The organism is Sulfuricurvum sp. (genome assembly GCF_023229695.1).
GTDB lineage: Bacteria > Campylobacterota > Campylobacteria > Campylobacterales > Sulfurimonadaceae > Sulfuricurvum.
Genome location: NZ_JALNYS010000001.1, coordinates 216345 through 233976, shown reverse-complemented (window position 1 = coordinate 233976; position 17632 = coordinate 216345). Strand labels below are relative to the sequence as shown.

The following is a 17632-nucleotide window of genomic DNA, read 5'->3' as shown; positions in this document are numbered from 1 at the left end:
GTCTCAGCCGTTCAAGACTCTCTCGATGGAATAGCGCATATCTTCATCCAGACTCTCCATATTTTTCACCATCCAGCCGAGATACCCTTTATCGGAATCGGCAATTTCACCCAAGGTTTTCCCCTTGTATTTTCCGAATTTCAGGGGACGGGTATACAATACCGGTGTTTGGGTCAATTCCACCATCTTATCGATCGGATTGATGCCGCCGAAACGCTCTTCCAGCCGTTTGCGCAGTTCACTCAAAAAAAGCTTTAACACCAAAACATCCCCAATGGCGTCATGGGCTTTCACCTCGATCCCCAAAGCGGCAGCTTCTGCTGCCTCAATCTTGTATAATCCCAACCGGTAACGAAAGTATTGCAGACGATGTGCATCCTCTTCGTCAAACAGATGACGTGCACATCGCAGCGTATCGATCAATCGCATCTTTGAGGTAAAATCCTCTTTGGAGAGCATCCCCAAATCAAACGGCGCATTATGGATGATCAGGACATTATCAGGAGTATTGAGTCCGTTCAGGGCCTGAAAAGCTTTGGTATCCCGACATCGAGGTTTTCCTTCAATCATCTCCGGCGTAATGGCATGCACCTCCATTGCACCGTAGCCGATCGGAACGTCAGAGGAGCACAAATCGTTGTACACCTCAATGTTACGCCCCTCAAGGACCATGAACCCCAACTGTATGATACGGTCTTCTTCCCCTGCACCGGTCGTTTCGGTATCCAATAAGATAAATTTTGCCATTTGTACCCGTCATTTTGGAATTTGTGAAAAAGCAATCAGAGACTCGCTCTTTTCGTTTTGTAAAGCAGAAAGAAAAAGTTCATTAATCTCGATATCAATGTATTCGCTATCCGAATTGAGCGGTGAAAGGAGTTGGCAAAACGTCACCACCTTCCATTTGATCAGCTCCCCCTGATAGAGGAAGTCCTCAATCAACGACGGCTCATTCAGTTCACGGAAGAGAGAAGTGATTTGCGTATCGCACCATTCATCCCCCTTCCATCCGTAAAGGTGACAAATGAGCGATTTTCGGATGTGCAACCGAGAGGTACCTTCCCTCACATAAGCCTGATACAGGGCATTTGCCAGTTTGACTGCATCCGCACTCGGCAGTGATCGTATCAAAGGGCCCCTCATCGCACTGGTAGTTTAAAAAAATAGATTAATATTGATCGTCTTCAGCATCGATGTCAAACTCATCGTAATCGTCTTCATCCTCTTCGTCTTCTTCATCGTACATCAAATCGTCGTCCTCTTCGTCCGATCCTTCACGCATCGAGGTGAGTTCGGTATACAGCTGCTCCGCCTCTTCTTCATCGATATCGCCGCTTTGCAGCTCTTTAAGGAGATCTTTGTATTCATCACGGAGTGCCTGCATATCTTCCAGCTGTGAGCGCTCTTGCGGAGTTGCATCATTTTGTGACGCAATCACTTCAAAAATATCATCAATATGTTCTTCCACGTCCGGAATAAGTTCGTTTTGAATCAAATGTTTTAATTGAGCAATATATGCCATTTTCAATCCTTGCAATGTAATATCTCATTGTAGCAAAACTATAGGGCAGAATACTATGAATCCTCATGATTTCGATAAAAATATTGATTTTTTTGCCGCAATAAACGTCCGACAACAGGAAAATAATTTGGAAGGATAAAATCTGAAGGAAAGGGAAAAGAAGAATGGTGCGGTCGGGGGGATTTGAACCCCCACACCCGTAAGGCACTACCACCTCAAGGTAGCGTGTCTACCGTTCCACCACGACCGCATATAAAAGAGTCGATCAGCCGAAGCCGATCGTGAGGTTTAATAAAACTTACGCAACCAAATATGGGTTAGCGTAAAGGGCGATCAAAGCGATAACAAGAGTATAGATAACTTGAGCTTCGATCATTGCAAGGGCGATGAACATCGTTGTCATCAATTTACCGCCAAGACCCGGGTTACGAGCAGTACCGGCGATTGTTGCCGCAGCAGTGCTACCCATACCGATTGCTCCACCGAGTGCAGCCAAACCAAGTCCGACACCCGCAGCGATCATTGAATACGCTTTAAGCGTTTGGTTTGCAACATCACCGTCAGCACCGAATGCCGCAGCAGCAAGAGCAACCATAAGAAAAATAACTTTTTTCATTTTAATCTCCTGTGTAAAATCAAAGTCCGTTCGGATAGTGTCCCTACTTATCACTTTGTGAACGGAATTATAATCTTGATCAGCTAAAAAATTACTTAGCCCGTCCAAGACCGATCTTATTTCCTTTAAACTCTACGATTTCGACCATCATTTCGTCCCCTTCCGCAACCACATCACTGACCCGGTTAATATGACCGTCGGAGAGTTTTGAGATGTGAATCAATCCGTCTACACCGCCGGGAAGTTCGATAAAGGCACCGAAATCAACGATTTTTTTAACTTTCCCTTTAACGACATCCCCCACTTTGTACTCCACTTTTTCAACGGCACCGGCACCTCCTGCAATATCTTCGATATGGCTTCGTGCCCCTTTGATCCCTTCGCGGTTTTTACCGGTGAGCTTAACCGCCCCTTTTTTCTTGTCGATATCAATGGCAACATCAAACCGCTCAATGATTTCGCGGATGGTTTTTCCTGCCTGCCCGATGATATCGGCAATGTAGCTTGGATCGATATGAAAGAGATCGGTACTCGGCAGCGTCCCCTCGTTGAGTTCAATCGTTTTCTCCGCATCCATCATCACATCAATAATGTGTCCCCGTGCATCTCTGGCCTGATACAATGCCTCTTTCAAAACCTGCAACGAAATTCCGCCCAGCTTGATGTCCATCTGCATCGCGGTAATCCCCTCTTTGGAACCTGCCACCTTGAAATCCAAATCGCCGTCATGGTCTTCAAGCCCCATAATATCGGTTAAAATAGCGTAGCGATCCCCTTCCGCCACCATCCCCATCGCGACTCCGGCAATCGGCTCACACACTTCGATATCGCCGGCACGCAATGCCATATAACCGCCGCACACCGTTGCCATGGACGAGGAGCCGTTGGATTCTAAGATTTCAGATACCAGACGGATCGTTTGTCCGTTACTCACGGTTGAACCTTCCAGTGCCCGTTTTGCGAGATTTCCATGTCCCAGTTCACGACGTCGCGGAGCGCCGATCGGCGAAGGTTCTCCGACGCTGAAGCCCGGAAAATTATAGTGCACCATAAAGGATTCATTTTGGGTACCGCTATCGGTCAAATTTTCAAACATCTGGGCATCTTTGCTCCCCCCCAGAGTCAATACAACCAGCGCCTGTGTCTGACCTCGGGTAAAGAGGGCTGACGCGTGGGCGCTCGGCAATACATTGGTCTCAATACGGATAGGACGAACCTGTGTAAGGGAACGGCCGTCGGCACGAACCTTCTCATCCAGTATCTGCGCTCTAACCATTGAACGCTTAAGCGATTCAATCGCCTTTTTCAGCTCATGTTCGTTCCACTCGCTCTTCTCTTTCAGTATCGACTTTCGAATGGTGCGCAATGCCGTGCTCCGTTCGGTTTTTGCCATCTGATTGATCCCCGTTTTCAAAGCCGCCGTGTAGTGGGTACGGACAAATTCAACCATTTCGGCATTCACTTCACTGATGAGAGTTTGAAGTTCAAACGGAGTCGCCGCGTACGGCTGAAACGCCTCTTCGTACGCCGTATTGGCTTCAGCCAACGCCTCTTGCGCGGATGCCAATACGAAAATCAGCTCATCCTCTCCCATCGCATTGGAACGTCGTGAAGGGATTGCCTGAGAGAGCAGCGCCGGATCGATCATCGGATCGATCATTCCGACATCAATAAACTCCATTTCATCGCTTCCGATACTCTGCATCTCAATCATCAGCATATCCTCTTTGCTGCCGGCTAGATAAAGATCCAGCGTACTCTCCTGCATCTGCGACAACGTCGGATTAAAGACGATTTCACCGTCGATTTTACCGACACGAACGGCACTGACCGAATTAAAAATATCAATATCGGAAACGTATAATGCCGCAGACGCGGCATTCAGCGCCAATACTTGCAGATCGGCATCGCTGTCGGCACTTAAAACAAGTACACTGATTTGGATCGGATTGGCAAATCCTTTTGGAAACAACGGACGAAGCGATCGGTCCACAATACGAGAGGTAAGGGTCTCAAAATCACTCGGCTTGGTTTCGCGTTTGATGAATCCTCCCGGAAATTTCCCCGCCGCATAGCTTTTTTCAATGTACTGCACCGTTAAAGGGAGAAAGTCTTCATCCACAAAATCGGTCTCGTCAATGACTACCGTTGCCAGAATAACGGTATTGCCGCATTTTAGCCATACGGCACCATTGGCCTGAGCAGCTACCTGATTGAAAGCGTACTCCTCTTTTTTATTACGTAAATCGAGTTCAACGTTGTATTTCATTATGCTTGCCTTATTAGATTTTTAAACACTCAGGGGATCCTATCCCTATTTCATCGAAATTTATTTTGCCATCGACGCGGCACCGAACGTATATTTGATATCGTTGTCGATAAATCGCAGTCCTAATCCCAAAAATAGATTTTGCGATTGCGGATTTAGAAAATTGTCCCATCCGCCGTACAATTCAAGATGTTTCAGCATTTGATAACGGACCTGTGCTTTAAGATGGGCACGGGTACTGCGCAAATCGTTCAACGCATTAAAATCAAACGCTTCGGCAGAAAACTTCAAACGGTCATGGTCTGCGTAATAATCGACTCCGGCTCCTCCGGTTGATTCAATCGCGCCGAACCGGAGTAAAAGATCATCAAACCGTTTTCCGTATTGTAATGAATAGAGCCGATCGCTCTTGACATGCAAACCGGGTACTTGGTTCGGTGTGGAATAGTCGTCGGAAGTGATCAGATCAAACATATAATAGGTTTCCGGATTGGGAAGATACGTAGCACTCAGATAAATTTTGCTGAATTGATCGCGCATCATGTAGTCGGTATGCATCGCCACTTGCAATTCGCTCATCGTAAAATTCGAAAGCATCGTATCCACTTTTCCGAAAGCCTCTTCACCGCTTTTGAAAAATGCCCCCGCCGAATTCAGCGCCGTATTCAAAGAGGCACTATTGTTCGAAATCAAGGCGGTAACATTATCTTCCACATCCATGAATTTATCCACTGCCTTGGGAAGTTTGGTTTCCAAAGCGGCGCTTATATTATCCATTCGTGCCGTAAGAGAGTTGACCCGTCCCATAATTTCAGGCAAATCTTTATTGACCGTATCGGCAGTCGTTGCAAACCCTCCGCTCATTGCTTTAAAGTTGGCAATCGCCGCATGAAGATCGGCGCGGTTATCGATGATCACCCCGTTCAGATTGACCCCGACATTACGGAATGCGTCAATCGCCTCCTGAATCGCCTGTCGATGTTCATCATCCAGGGTTGTTCGAAAATCGTGAATCAGAAGCTCCAGTTCTTTCGCGGCGGCATTGACCGAGTCGCTGGTTTGATCAAACGAAGCGTATTTTTTCGATTGGGAGAGGGTTCCGCCCGGACGGAGCGAATCGGACGAATCGCCCACGACGATATTGATCACTTTGGCCCCCAAAAGGGACTCTTGCGTCACCAAAAGGGAGGAATCTTCGGGAATTTCCACCCCTTCGTCGATTAAAAGGGCCAGTTTTACCCGCTTCCCTTCAATCCTAATCGACTCCACATCTCCGATACTCACTCCGTTCATGAGGACATGCGTATGTTTCTCAAGCCCGGAAGCGTCATCAATGTAGGCATGGATCGGATAGCCGCTTTGCCCCCATTTACCCAGTGATGTGACTTGGGTAGAGAGAAACAACAATGCACCCAGTGCCATAAGGACAAAAAGACCGATTTTTGCTTCGAGTTTCATACCCACCCTCTTTAGTTATTGGTTAGTTTATAATTAAATGCCGATCCGCCGATCGGTTTTAAAATCACCGTAATAAAAACATACGTATCGTTGACCGAATTATTGACAATGGCATTGGTCAAAATCGGCCGCCTATTCTGAACCAGTTTCAAACCGAAATCAAAACAACGCGTCGTATAGAGGAAACCGGCTTCACCCCGTTTCATCAAATCCGCCCGATAATCATACGCTACCAAGCCCGAGAAACGGTAGTTGCGATTGTATTGATAGGCCGCATCCGCCGTCCAATAACTGGCATAAACCGGAATCGTATTACGAATCTGGTCCGTATAATAATGGCTCACCCCTGCCGTTACTGTTTCGCCATTATAGCGCACTGTGTTTTGTTCTTTTGCAATAACGTTTCGATCATGGTTGTATGCCGTCTGATTGTAAAAAGAGATCTCTTTGGTAATCTCCCATTCCAATTCATTCTGAAGTTCTCCATACGCATTTCCCTGATCGTTGTATCGGAAGTTTTGGGATATCCGGTCAACGACAAACGATTTCCCCTCTTTAAGCAGATAATTGTTCAAACCTAAAGCCAGCGAATCGCTCGGTTCATTCAGGGTATAGTATTCGCAGGCCGGATTGGTATTCCCGACTCCGCAGGCGCCGTTATAGGTATCGTAATAGCCGTTATAATAGCGTTTACCGGCAAACGTATAACTCACATGGGGGTTCATGACATGGGTCATATTATTCGTATATGGACGGACCAGAGTGGAGCCGAGATTGACCGTATGATCCAATTGCGCGTAGATCCCCTGCTCATACAGACTACTGACGTCGTCGGATCGCTTATTTCCGTAAAATCCGATCATCTTTCCCGTTGCATTAGCGGTATAGCTGAGATCAAGATACTCATTCAACAAAGAGCCCTGCAGCGTCAAAGGGATATTCAGATTTCCTTCCACCGCCTTTTTCCCTTCAGCCCTGTAAAAATTCGTTGCCGTAGCGTCTGCATTCATCAAAAGGTGATTGTTCAAGAAACTTTCCAAATAACGGTGATAATGCAGACTCGGAAGGGTTTGGATCGTTTGGGCATTATTATTTTGGTCCAGATATTGGTAATGCTTAAGATAACTCCCCAGATAATTATCTTCACTGCTGTAATAGGTATTGATACGGGAGATGACCTGATTGGCAATCACATTTCGCGTTTCGTCGCTGTGCTGCAAATTCAGATAATCAACATCGTTCATCCATGAACCGTTGACATAAAGCCCGGATGCCCCCTCAAGCGGCAAATCAAACCATTCGCGTAAAGGCTCCGTATGCCGATACTTAAGTCCGTAACCGTAATGTTGAAGATGGGCCAGATTTTTTTCTTCTTTATACGATGAGTGTTCTTGAAAATACCCCAGCCGTATCGACCCTTGAGATGAAGGGGTATCGATAAAACGGATATCACCGTAAAGCCCTTCACCTCTGGAAGTCCGGATCTGAGGACGCAATTCGACGTCCCACCAATTACGGGGAGCAAAATAGATCGGCTGCTGGTAATAAAAACCTTCCGATCCTGAAAATCCGAAAGAGGGGACCAATAAGCCGGTACGACGCTTGCGATCGGTAGCATATCCGAAATACGGGAGATAAAATACCGGAAGAGCGCCCACCTCCAGTCTCGCATTGTAAAGATCCACCCAGCTGCTCTGCATATCGTATTTTGCACTACTAAAACGGATTTTCCACAACGGATCGCTTGAATTACAGCCGGAAACCGATCCGCTGACCAAATCAATCTTATTATCGCACCCTTGCGCTTCGGCGGTACTCATCCATACACCCGTCTCCTGATCAAACATATAATAGGGTTTTAAATAATGGGTATCTTCTTGAATATTGTAGGCGGCATAATCGCTGATAAGGTGGTACTTGCCCTCTTTAAAAAGGTTGATCGAACCTTTCGCTTCTACAAGCGTACGGTTGCTATCGTAAACAATTTCATCTGCACTTAAAATTTGATCTTTGTACGTTATCAACGGATCTTCACCGATATGGGATAACGATCCGTTCATATCAACAAAGGTACCGAACAGTTCTACCCTCTCACCCGCATATAAGAATGCCGACGCAGCAAGGCATAACCCTAACGTTTTATGCATCGACCACCAACGTCCTCGCACTTAAATCATGCCAGCTGCGTCGATAAGGGTCGATCATCGCCCATGCAAAACCAAAATAGAAAAGTGCTTCGCTGACGACCCTGAACACACTGCGGTTAAACGCACTCAAAAAGCCGGGAGAAGAGAGTGTTGAGAGTTCGAGTACACGAATTTTCATCACAATCTTGCCGAGACTGGCACCATACTGCATCGTAAAAAACGTTTGATACAGTATTTTAATAGCCATGTATTCCAAAATAAAATTATTGGTTAACGCAAGAATCCCCTCTACCGTATTAACCTTCTGGATCGAATCCCATAAAATGATCATTAACAAGGTCGAAAGTAAGATTTCGTCGATCCCGAATGCAGCTGCGCGCTTCCGTATCGAAGAGAGGCTCAACCGTTCACGCTCTAAGAGCGTTTCGATTTTATCCTCCATTATCGGAGAGCCTGATAGGCTATATCAGTACGAAGTTTTTTACCGGCAAAATGGACTTGACCGCACAGCATATAGGCACGGTCACGCGCTTCTTTGATGCTCTCGCCGACACCGACACACACCAAGACACGTCCCCCCGTCGCGTAGAGTTTCCCCTCTTCCGAACTTACCCCGGCATACGCGATATGGGTGTTTTTGGCAATATCGTCGTGATGAATCTCATCAACGACAATCTCAGCCGGTTCGGAGTTGTCATACGGGTAGTTTCGGCTTGCCATCACGACACCGACGGCAAATTTGTCATAAAACTCTACCTTTAGCGATTCGAGCTGTTTGGTGGCCGCTTTGTAAAAAAGTTCACTGGCAGGTGTTTTCAACAGCGGCATCAGAATTTCACATTCCGGGTCCCCGAAACGGACATTGAACTCCAACGTAATCGGTTCGCCGTTTACGATCATAAGACCGATAAAAAGGACCCCCTCAAACGCAGCCCCCTCCTCTTGCATCCCTTTTAGGGTAGGACGGGCAATACGCTCTTTCACTTTCTCATAAATAAGATCGTTGACCAGCGGGGTCGGCGCATAGGCCCCCATCCCTCCGGTATTTGGTCCTTCGTCATTATCCAAAAGGCGCTTATGATCCTGTGCAGCAGGAAGGAGGATAAAATCTTTCCCGTCGCATAACGCAAACATCGAAAGCTCATATCCGTCTAAAAACTCTTCAACGACCACCCGTTTACCGGCATCGCCAAACGATTTTCCGCTCAGCATCTCCGAAACGGCCACCTTGGCCTCTTCGTAACTCATCGCGATAATCACCCCTTTTCCGGCACACAGACCGTCGGCCTTCACCACGATCGGCGGTGTCAGACTCTCGATAAATTTAAACGCGTCGCCGATATGATCGGTTTCGATGTAGCGCGCCGTAGGGATGGCATATTTAGCCAAAAAGTTTTTCATATAAACCTTTGACCCCTCCAGCTGTGCTGCCGCTTTCGAAGGACCGAAAATAACAAGCCCTTTTGCTTTGAACACATCCACAACACCCTCACTCAGAGGCCCCTCGGGACCGACAATGGTTAAATCGATCGCGTTATCTACGGCAAACTGTGCCAACGCCTCATACTCTTTAATCGCAACGTTTTCGCCCAGCATCGTCGTTGCACCGTTTCCGGGGGCAAAATAGAGCTTACTGACAGCCGGATCTTGTTGCAACACCCTCCCGATAGAAAACTCTCGTCCGCCGCTTCCGATGACCATTACACGCATACAATACCTTGTAAAATGAATTTGTTCCATTGATAATTATCTCATTTCAAGTCCGGGGCGAAATTCAAATGAGATAAATGCCCAGGCGGGCGTTTCGCAGTAGCTTCGGTTCTCAAAGCCGAATAAAGTTACTCGAGCGTCTATCCGGCGGCAATCTCTCGCTTAACGCTCAGACAAGATCACCGACACACCAAGACGTCTACGGCTGTAACTCGTTGAATATGTAGAACCCTCAAAATGCGATTGATCGCTGCGCCCAGAGAGGATAATTATAACCTCAAAAAGCTTAATATGGCTCATGAAAGTTTAATAATTCGCAATTGTACGCGCTATTTTCACACAGGAAGCGACGCTTGCCGAATCGCTTAACGTTGCATCTACCCCTTTTGGAAGTCTCTTTTGCGTCGTTTTTCCGATCACTACAATCTTCTGATCCGGCAAAATTTCATACCGCGCCATAAAGCAATCGATACTTGAGGGGGAAGTAAAAATCAAAACCCCGTTCGACTCAATCGGCGAAAACACCCCCTCTTTATTGCATACCGTTTCGTACATGATCGCCTCATCTATTTCAATTCCTTGTTCGCGCGCCGTTTCAACCCATTCCGATGCGATCACTTTTGGGCGTAAATAGAGCCATTTTCCACCACTTCCTTCCAACGAAAGAGACTCCGGGATCGATTTCCCGTATCCGTCCGCCATACGAATATCATCTCCGCCCGCATTGCGTACCGCAATGGCCGTCGCTTCGGAGACACACATACACGGCAGTCTTTTCCAACTCTCCGAATAGGGTTCAAGCGATTTAACCGCCTGTTTTGAGGTAAAAACAAGCCCGTGATAGGCAGAAAAATCAATATCGGGCGTTAAAAAACGGATTTTAAGGATAGGGATATGGAGTACTCCCGGATAGGGAGTTTGCGAAATCAGATAGATAGGCCGCACAGCGGTGCGCCTTATTCCCACTCGATCGTTGCGGGAGGTTTGGAGCTGATATCGTAGACGACACGGTTGATTCCGTCTACTTCGTTGATAATCCGACGGCTGATCCGTTCTAAAAGGGTATGCGGCAAATGGGCAAATGTCGCCGTCATACCGTCAACCGCTTCAACGACACGGACACATACCGTATTATCATAGGTGCGGTTATCTCCCATAACGCCTACGCTTTTAACGTTAAGCAATACCGCAAAAGCCTGCCATGTTTTCGTGTAGTAGCCGCTCGCTTTGAGTTCATCCAGTAAAATCGCATCGGCTTCGCGCAGAAGATCCAAATCACCTTTATTGACTTCACCCATAATACGGATACCCAGACCCGGGCCCGGGAACGGATGTCGGTTCACCAATGAGTCCGGAAGCCCCAATTCAAGCCCGAGTTTACGCACTTCATCTTTAAAAAGGTCCCGTAACGGCTCAATCAGTTCAAAATCCATCCAATCGGGCAATCCTCCGACATTGTGATGGCTCTTGATCGTCACGGAAGGACCGTTTACCGACACCGATTCGATCACGTCAGGATACAATGTCCCCTGCGCCAGGAATTTAATGCCGTCGTGTTTTTTTGCCTCCGCTTCGAAAACTTCGATAAAGGTGTGCCCGATAATTTTACGCTTCGTTTCCGGATCCGTAACACCGACCAGCTTACCGAGAAAATTTTCCGATGCATCGGCGACAACGAGAGGGACTTTGAGGTGAACTTTGAAAATATTTTCAACCGATTCGCGTTCCCCTTTTCGTAACAATCCGTTGTCAACGAAAACAGGAATCAACTGATCCCCGATCGCTTCGTACAATAACGCTGCAACAACGGAAGAGTCCACCCCGCCGCTGAGGGCACAAAGGACTTTTCCCTCTCCGACCTGCGCACGGATTTTCACAATCTGTTCTTTGAGGAAATGACCCATATCCCATTTTTCGGTAATACCGCAAATTTTACGAGCAAAGTTGCGGAGCATCAGATACCCCTCTTCCGAGTGGTTAACCTCCGGGTGATACTGCATCGCATAGACCATTTTCTCTTCGTTGGCAATTGCGGCATACGGAGAGTTTGGAGAATAGGCGATAGGGACAAAACCTTCCGGCAGCACATCCACTTTATCAGAGTGACTCATCCATACGGCACGCTCATCTTCGCACCCTTGAAACAAGACCGAGTGCTGCGTCATATCGATTGTCAGTTCCGCTTTGCCGTATTCATGGTGATCGCTTCGGATTACGGAACCGCCGAAATCGACGGCAATACGTTGCATCCCGTAGCAGATCCCCAATACCGGAATTCCGAGGGTATAAACCCCTTGATCCACCTCATAAGCGTCCTTATTGTAAACAGAAGAAGGTCCGCCGCTGAGGATGATCCCTTTTGGATTTTTTGCTTTGATACTATCGATTTTAGTGTGATACGGAAGTACCTCACAATAAACTTTATCTTCGCGCAAACGGCGAGCGATCAACTGTGTATACTGTGAACCAAAATCAAGGACGATAATATTGACATCTTTCAAAGGAGAGCCTTTACGTGGAGATAATCGGGAGGGTAAGCTTGTGTGTACCCTTTGCGTTAATGAAAGGGTACCCTAATGTAATTAATAAAAGCCTAAAACGATAAACTGAACATACCATACTGCAAGTGATACAAAGTATCCAGCCAAAACGGTCCAAGCGAGTTTGATATGGGATGAAAAAGTATAAATACCGTGCATTTTTCCCATGACGCCGACCCCTGCCGCACTTCCGAAACTGATGAGCGATCCGCCGATCCCCGCTGTCATCGTCACCAGCATCCATTGCGCTTGATCAATTGTCGGATTGGCTTTCAAAACTGCCGACATTACCGGTACGTTATCCACGATGGCCGAAAGGAAACCGACACCGATATTGACAATCGTAGGATCGAAAATTTCGTAAAGCTTCGCCGCATATTCTAAAAATCCGATAAAGTGCAATGCCCCTACCGCAGCCAGAATACCGAAGAAAAAGAGCAAAGTGTTATTTTCAATTTTACTCATTGCCTGAAAAATACTGACGTCGACATTGTGTCTTTTTTTCAAAAAAAACATATACAGCTGAAGTATCGCCAAACCGAACAGCATCCCCCACATCGGCGGAAGATGGATCATCTGTTTTCCCATAACGGCCAATGCGATTGTTAATGCCCCGAAAACGATGATCATCTTCCCCCCCTTGAGAATTTCAATCCGTTTAGCTGCTTCGGGATCACCCTCTTTGTTCGGATCCAGATCAGGGACATACCGACTCAAGAAATAAGCGGTTACCGCCCATCCTAAAAATGAAGCCGGAAAGAGATACAAGAATTCCCCGAAAGCCCCTTTTTCCGCTGCCCAAACCATCAATGTCGTAATATCCCCGAACGGACTCCACGCACCGCCGGCATTCGCCGCGACCACAACGTTGATCGCAGCGGGTACCAAAAATTCTTTGTTTTTATTGTCGATCGTCAGCAAAACCGTCGAAAGAATCAACGCCGTCGTCAGGTTGTCGGCTACCGGAGAGATAAAGAATGCCAACAATCCCGTAATCCAGAAAAGTTCGCGGTAACTGTACCCTTTGGCAATCAATTTCGATCTCAACGCACTGAAAACCCCGCGCTCAATCAATGCTTCGATATAGGTCATCGCCACAAACAGGAAAAAGAAAATTTCGGCAATTTCCAAAATCATATGATCCACTTCGTGCTCAAACGGAGTGAAATCGACCCCTACGACCGCATAATAGATACCGATTAGCACAAACATCAATGTTCCGACAAAAAGGGCCGGCTTTGCTTTGTCGATGTGGTATTTTTCTTCGGAAGCGATAAAATAGTACCCCACCACAAAAATGGCGAGAAGGAGCCAGCCAAACGGGTGCCCTACCAGATTTATCGCCGTTACGTCCGTTCCGTCCAGTGTCATTTATCCATTCCTTGGGTTATAAAATGGACCCCTATCGATTCATCGCGGTTCAATGCCCCCTCAATAATCGCACGGGCACTTAATAGACGAAGCTTCAACAATCTTCCGATCTTCTCTCTCAACATAGCTTCAACCGCCTCTTTTGCATAAAGCAACCCTTCCGGGGTCCGGACGATTGAGACATTATCCCACATAATATGGCGCAGGGCATCTTTTTTATCTTTATCCCCTTCCAATTCCAATACCTCATCGGAAACGTCAAATACCCTCTCACAGCTTTGGATCGGTGTCTCTAAAATCGACTGTACGGCCTTCGATGCGAATACCAACCCTTCTAACAAAGAATTACTGGCGAGGCGGTTAGCGCCATGCACCCCCGTGCATGCCGCTTCCCCCGCTACATAAAGCCCTTTAATTCCGGGAACACGCGCATCCAAATCGCTCTTGATCCCGCCGATGGCGTAATGAAACGCCGGGGAGATCGGAACACGCTCTTTTGGCAATTGAAACCCCAGTTCGCTCAGTGATTTATAAATATTCGGAAAACGCTCTTTAAAATACTCGACTTCAAAATTCTCACACGAAAGGTAAACCTGTTTGGAGGCCCGTTTCTTGTAATCAAAAATAGCACGGCTGACAATGTCACGGGGGGCTAATTCTCCTCTCGGATCATATTCAAACAAAAATCGGTATCCGTTTTCGTCGACGACATGGGCCCCCTCCCCCCGGAGAGCTTCGGTCAAAAGAAGCTTGCGAGCCCAACTGTTGGCAACGAATACCGTCGGATGAAATTGCATCATCTCCATCGATTCCAGAGGGATCCCATGTTCAATACAGATTCCGTGAACATCTCCGCTGATGGTATGGGCATTGGTATGGTATTCGTACAAAGAGCCGACACCGCCGCTGGCAATGATCACATGATCAGCATAGATAAGCTTTCTTTTTTCTTCGGTCATCACCTCTACCCCGCAACACTGCCCCTCACGAATCAACAAATCGGTAACCGTCGCATTGCTGAGCATAGGATGGGAAATATTGGTCAGTAAAAAATAGTGCAAATGGCGTCCGGTCGCATCTCCGCCGGCATGTAAAATCCGGCTTCGCGAATGGGCCGCCTCTTTAGTATAGAGAAGATTCCCCTCTTCATCACAATCAAACCTAAAACCGCGTTCGATCAGATCACGAATAACCTCTTGGGAATGTTGGCTCATAAACTTCACGGCATCTGCATTGCACAATCCCGCACCGGCATCGAGAGTATCGCTGATATGGAGCACAATATCGGTATCATCATACGCCGTGGTCACACCCCCTTGCGCATAATAGGTATTGCATTCCCACGGATAAGACTTATTGATCAATAACACTTTCAATGATTTCGGAAGATTAAGGGCAGCATAAAGCCCCGCTATCCCCGAACCGACTATAATAACATCATAACGCACCGCGTGAGCCTTCATCAGAGATCGGTTTTTCGTAATAGGGGGGAGCTTTATAGCCGCATCCGCCAAAACTGAATAGGACGAATAAAATGAGTGCGTACCGCATATACTGCCATCCAATAAAAATTCTGCTTCGCCAAACATAGCTTTCGCTACTATAGCGGCACGTCTAACCATAGAGTGCTATACGTTTGGCATTTAAAACATGTAGGGGGATGTTATAATAGCTTCAATAAATTATTGATTAAGTGTAGATTATGATTGAACGCATTCGCTCTTTACCCCAATGTGCAGGAATTTATCAGTACCTCGATGCAAAAGGGAGAATTCTCTACATCGGAAAAGCCAAAAACCTTTCCAAGCGGGTAAAAAGCTATTTTAATCTGACCCCCACTCTCTCTCCCAAAACAACCCTCTCCTTGCGTATCCAGAAAATGCTCTCCGAAACCGTTGCCCTCCATACCATCCTTGTTGACAATGAACATGATGCCCTGATTTTGGAAAACTCCCTGATCAAACAACTACGCCCCAAATACAATATCCTCTTGCGTGATGATAAAACCTACCCCTATTTGTACGTCGACATGGAGGATAAATACCCCCGTTTCGACCTTACGCGCAAAATCATCAAAGGAAAATCGATCCGTTATTTCGGACCCTACTCCAGCGGGGCGCGGGACATTCTCGACTCCCTCTATGAATTATTGACGCTGGTACAAAAGAAAAGTTGTCTCAATTCCAAAAAAGCGTGTCTTTTTTATCAAATGGGGCAATGTCTCGCCCCGTGTGAATTTGAAGTAGAGCGTGAAACCTATCTGCAGTTTGTCCGTCAGGGAATCGAATTTATCAACAATAAAAAACTTCTTATCCGAACACTGGAAAAAAAAATGGAGGGCTATAGCGAACAGCTCCGATTTGAAGAGGCATTGGTATTGCGCGATCGATGTGAACGGATCGGTAAAAGCGAACTCAAATCCCGGATTGACCTTGCCTCGACGGAAGCATTCGATATTTTTGCCATTGCAACCGATGCGAACCGGGGATGCGTTGTCCGAATTTTTATCCGGGATGGGAAAATTGTCTCCGGCTCTCACGATTTCTTTGTTCTGAATGAGGCCTTTTCACTGGATGAGGCCTATGAACGGGCTATAATAGGATTTTACGGCACACAAAAGCCCCCTATCATTGCCCCCATTCTAACCGCCCACCCTTTTGAGTCCCGTGAATGGATTCAGGAGCATCTCACCCTCCTTTTCGAAAAAAAAAGCACCATCGATACACCTCAAAGAGGGAAGAAAAAAGAGCTCATCGAATTGGCCCTTATCAACGCCAATGAACTGTTGCGCACTCCGAAGACACAGAATGAAACCCTTTTGGAAGCAATCAAAGCGCTGTGTCAACTCGAAAAAATCCCTTTTCGGGTGGAAATCTTCGATAATTCCCATCACGGAGGCTCTGCAACGGTCGGGGCAATGGTTGTCTACGAAAACGCTGCATTCGAGAAAACCTCTTATCGTACCTATCACCTGCATGAGCGGGATGAATACGGTCAAATGAGAGAGATGCTACAACGACGTATTGAGGGATTTGAGTCCAATCCGCCTCCTGATTTATGGGTACTCGACGGAGGCGAAACCTTACGTACCTTAGCCTTGGACCTTCTTGCTTCCAACGGTATCCATCTGGAAGTTGTCGCCATCAGCAAAGAAAAAATTGACGCCAAAGCACACCGTGCAAAAGGATCAGCCCGTGATATTCTCCACATAACCGACACTACATTGCGGCTGGAAAGCAGTGACAAACGGCTTCAATGGTTCCAACTTTTACGGGATGAAGCCCACCGGAGCGCCCTTACATTCCATAAAAAAAGCAAACTCAAACTCGACCGCCACTCCAAACTTCTTGCCGTAAATGGTATTACCATGCCTAAAATTTATAAGCTTCTCGAATATTTCGGCACGTTTGAAGCGATCGCAAAAAGTGATTTTGAGACACTCTGCGACCTCATCGGCACAAAAGATGCCAAAAACATTCAAAATTACTATACTTCAGAGGAGTCTAAGTAATATTTTATAGAGTTTATGCCATATTCCACCAGCAAATGTTTTCAGCAGTTATTTAGCAAAGGGGTTCATTGCCATGGAAAAACCTACTCCGGTAGACGAAGAGTATTTTTTCGAAGGTCGCGCTATCGTCAGTGAAACGGATACGAAAGGGATCATTATTTTTGCAAACCGTAAATTTTGCGAAATCTCCGGATACACTGTCAATGAATTAATCGGACAGCCCCATAATATTATCCGCCATCCCGACATGCCAAAAGCAGCCTTTGCTCAAATGTGGAAAACGATCCAAGCCGGTACGTTATGGCACGGTTTGGTCAAAAATTTACGTAAAGACGGTAAATATTATTGGGTTGATACCGAAGTAGCCCCGATGTATGATGAAAACGGTAAGCTCAAAGGGTACATGGCGGCACGTAAACCGGCTTCTCGAAAAAATGTTGAAGAGACCGCTGCGTTGTACCGAAAAATGGTTGAATCAGAACGATAAG

At 46.7% G+C, this 17632-nt stretch carries 15 protein-coding genes and 1 tRNA gene; 2 read left to right on the top strand and 14 right to left on the bottom strand.

Translation table 11 applies throughout. The annotated features are described in order from the left end of the window. Positions 1-3: 3 nt before the first annotated feature. The 14 genes from M0P91_RS01230 to nadB form a co-directional block, all read right to left on the bottom strand. Complete coding sequence (locus M0P91_RS01230; RefSeq protein WP_295063329.1) at positions 4-747, bottom strand: exonuclease domain-containing protein; 744 nt, start codon at positions 745-747, stop codon at positions 4-6. Positions 748-756: 9 nt separating this feature from the next. After that, positions 757-1131, bottom strand: coding sequence for a hypothetical protein (locus M0P91_RS01225; RefSeq protein ID WP_295063327.1), 375 nt, complete (start codon positions 1129-1131; stop codon positions 757-759). A gap of 37 nt (positions 1132-1168) precedes the next feature. Continuing rightward, complete coding sequence (locus M0P91_RS01220) at positions 1169-1522, bottom strand: hypothetical protein (RefSeq protein ID WP_295063324.1); 354 nt, start codon at positions 1520-1522, stop codon at positions 1169-1171. Between the two features lie 165 nt (positions 1523-1687). Next, positions 1688-1772: transfer RNA gene (locus M0P91_RS01215), tRNA-Leu, on the bottom strand. 48 nt (positions 1773-1820) lie between these two features. Further along, complete coding sequence (locus tag M0P91_RS01210; RefSeq protein ID WP_295063410.1) at positions 1821-2138, bottom strand: F0F1 ATP synthase subunit C; 318 nt, start codon at positions 2136-2138, stop codon at positions 1821-1823. 91 nt (positions 2139-2229) lie between these two features. Beyond that, entirely contained in the window at positions 2230-4407 is a 2178-nt protein-coding gene (locus tag M0P91_RS01205) for a polyribonucleotide nucleotidyltransferase (protein ID WP_295063321.1), read from the bottom strand. Positions 4408-4467: 60 nt separating this feature from the next. Further along, positions 4468-5865: an MlaD family protein gene (locus tag M0P91_RS01200; RefSeq protein ID WP_295063318.1), complete on the bottom strand. Its 1398-nt coding sequence runs from the start codon at positions 5863-5865 to the stop codon at positions 4468-4470. A gap of 11 nt (positions 5866-5876) precedes the next feature. Then, a complete protein-coding gene (gene lptD, locus M0P91_RS01195; RefSeq protein WP_295063315.1) occupies positions 5877-8012 on the bottom strand; it encodes an LPS assembly protein LptD in 2136 nt (711 codons plus the stop codon). Next, positions 8005-8454 carry an RDD family protein gene (locus tag M0P91_RS01190; protein ID WP_295063313.1) on the bottom strand — a complete coding sequence of 150 codons (450 nt, stop codon included), beginning with the start codon at positions 8452-8454 and terminating at the stop codon, positions 8005-8007. The genes lptD and M0P91_RS01190 overlap by 8 nt, the downstream gene beginning before the upstream one ends. Then, complete coding sequence (gene purD, locus M0P91_RS01185; protein WP_295063310.1) at positions 8454-9722, bottom strand: phosphoribosylamine--glycine ligase; 1269 nt, start codon at positions 9720-9722, stop codon at positions 8454-8456. The genes M0P91_RS01190 and purD overlap by 1 nt, the downstream gene beginning before the upstream one ends. Positions 9723-10028: 306 nt before the next feature. Next, positions 10029-10667 carry a uroporphyrinogen-III synthase gene (locus tag M0P91_RS01180; RefSeq protein ID WP_295063307.1) on the bottom strand — a complete coding sequence of 213 codons (639 nt, stop codon included), beginning with the start codon at positions 10665-10667 and terminating at the stop codon, positions 10029-10031. An 11-nt stretch (positions 10668-10678) separates the two neighbouring features. Next, positions 10679-12223 (bottom strand): glutamine-hydrolyzing GMP synthase, encoded by a 1545-nt coding sequence (gene guaA, locus M0P91_RS01175; protein ID WP_295063304.1) that lies wholly within the window; start codon positions 12221-12223, stop codon positions 10679-10681. A gap of 81 nt (positions 12224-12304) precedes the next feature. Then, complete coding sequence (gene nhaD, locus M0P91_RS01170; RefSeq protein WP_295063301.1) at positions 12305-13633, bottom strand: sodium:proton antiporter NhaD; 1329 nt, start codon at positions 13631-13633, stop codon at positions 12305-12307. Next, positions 13630-15081 (bottom strand): L-aspartate oxidase, encoded by a 1452-nt coding sequence (nadB, locus tag M0P91_RS01165; RefSeq protein WP_295063298.1) that lies wholly within the window; start codon positions 15079-15081, stop codon positions 13630-13632. The genes nhaD and nadB overlap by 4 nt, the downstream gene beginning before the upstream one ends. A gap of 254 nt (positions 15082-15335) precedes the next feature. On the opposite strand from nadB, the gene uvrC reads away from it, so the two are divergent. Further along, positions 15336-17144 carry an excinuclease ABC subunit UvrC gene (uvrC, locus tag M0P91_RS01160; RefSeq protein ID WP_295063295.1) on the top strand — a complete coding sequence of 603 codons (1809 nt, stop codon included), beginning with the start codon at positions 15336-15338 and terminating at the stop codon, positions 17142-17144. Between the two features lie 73 nt (positions 17145-17217). Further along, positions 17218-17631: a PAS domain-containing protein gene (locus M0P91_RS01155; RefSeq protein WP_295063292.1), complete on the top strand. Its 414-nt coding sequence runs from the start codon at positions 17218-17220 to the stop codon at positions 17629-17631. Position 17632 lies beyond the last annotated feature (1 nt).

Bases quoted from the DNA above. Each gene is read 5' to 3' on its own strand.
- M0P91_RS01230 (WP_295063329.1), bottom strand. From the start codon at position 747: ATGGCAAAATTTATCTTATTGGATACCGAAACGACCGGTGCAGGGGAA.
- M0P91_RS01220 (WP_295063324.1), bottom strand. From the start codon at position 1,522: ATGGCATATATTGCTCAATTAAAACATTTGATTCAAAACGAACTTATT.
- M0P91_RS01210 (WP_295063410.1), bottom strand. From the start codon at position 2,138: ATGAAAAAAGTTATTTTTCTTATGGTTGCTCTTGCTGCTGCGGCATTC.
- M0P91_RS01205 (WP_295063321.1), bottom strand. From the start codon at position 4,407: ATGAAATACAACGTTGAACTCGATTTACGTAATAAAAAAGAGGAGTAC.
- M0P91_RS01200 (WP_295063318.1), bottom strand. From the start codon at position 5,865: ATGAAACTCGAAGCAAAAATCGGTCTTTTTGTCCTTATGGCACTGGGT.
- lptD (WP_295063315.1), bottom strand. From the start codon at position 8,012: ATGCATAAAACGTTAGGGTTATGCCTTGCTGCGTCGGCATTCTTATAT.
- M0P91_RS01190 (WP_295063313.1), bottom strand. From the start codon at position 8,454: ATGGAGGATAAAATCGAAACGCTCTTAGAGCGTGAACGGTTGAGCCTC.
- purD (WP_295063310.1), bottom strand. From the start codon at position 9,722: ATGCGTGTAATGGTCATCGGAAGCGGCGGACGAGAGTTTTCTATCGGG.
- nhaD (WP_295063301.1), bottom strand. From the start codon at position 13,633: ATGACACTGGACGGAACGGACGTAACGGCGATAAATCTGGTAGGGCAC.
- uvrC (WP_295063295.1), top strand. From the start codon at position 15,336: ATGATTGAACGCATTCGCTCTTTACCCCAATGTGCAGGAATTTATCAG.
- M0P91_RS01155 (WP_295063292.1), top strand. From the start codon at position 17,218: ATGGAAAAACCTACTCCGGTAGACGAAGAGTATTTTTTCGAAGGTCGC.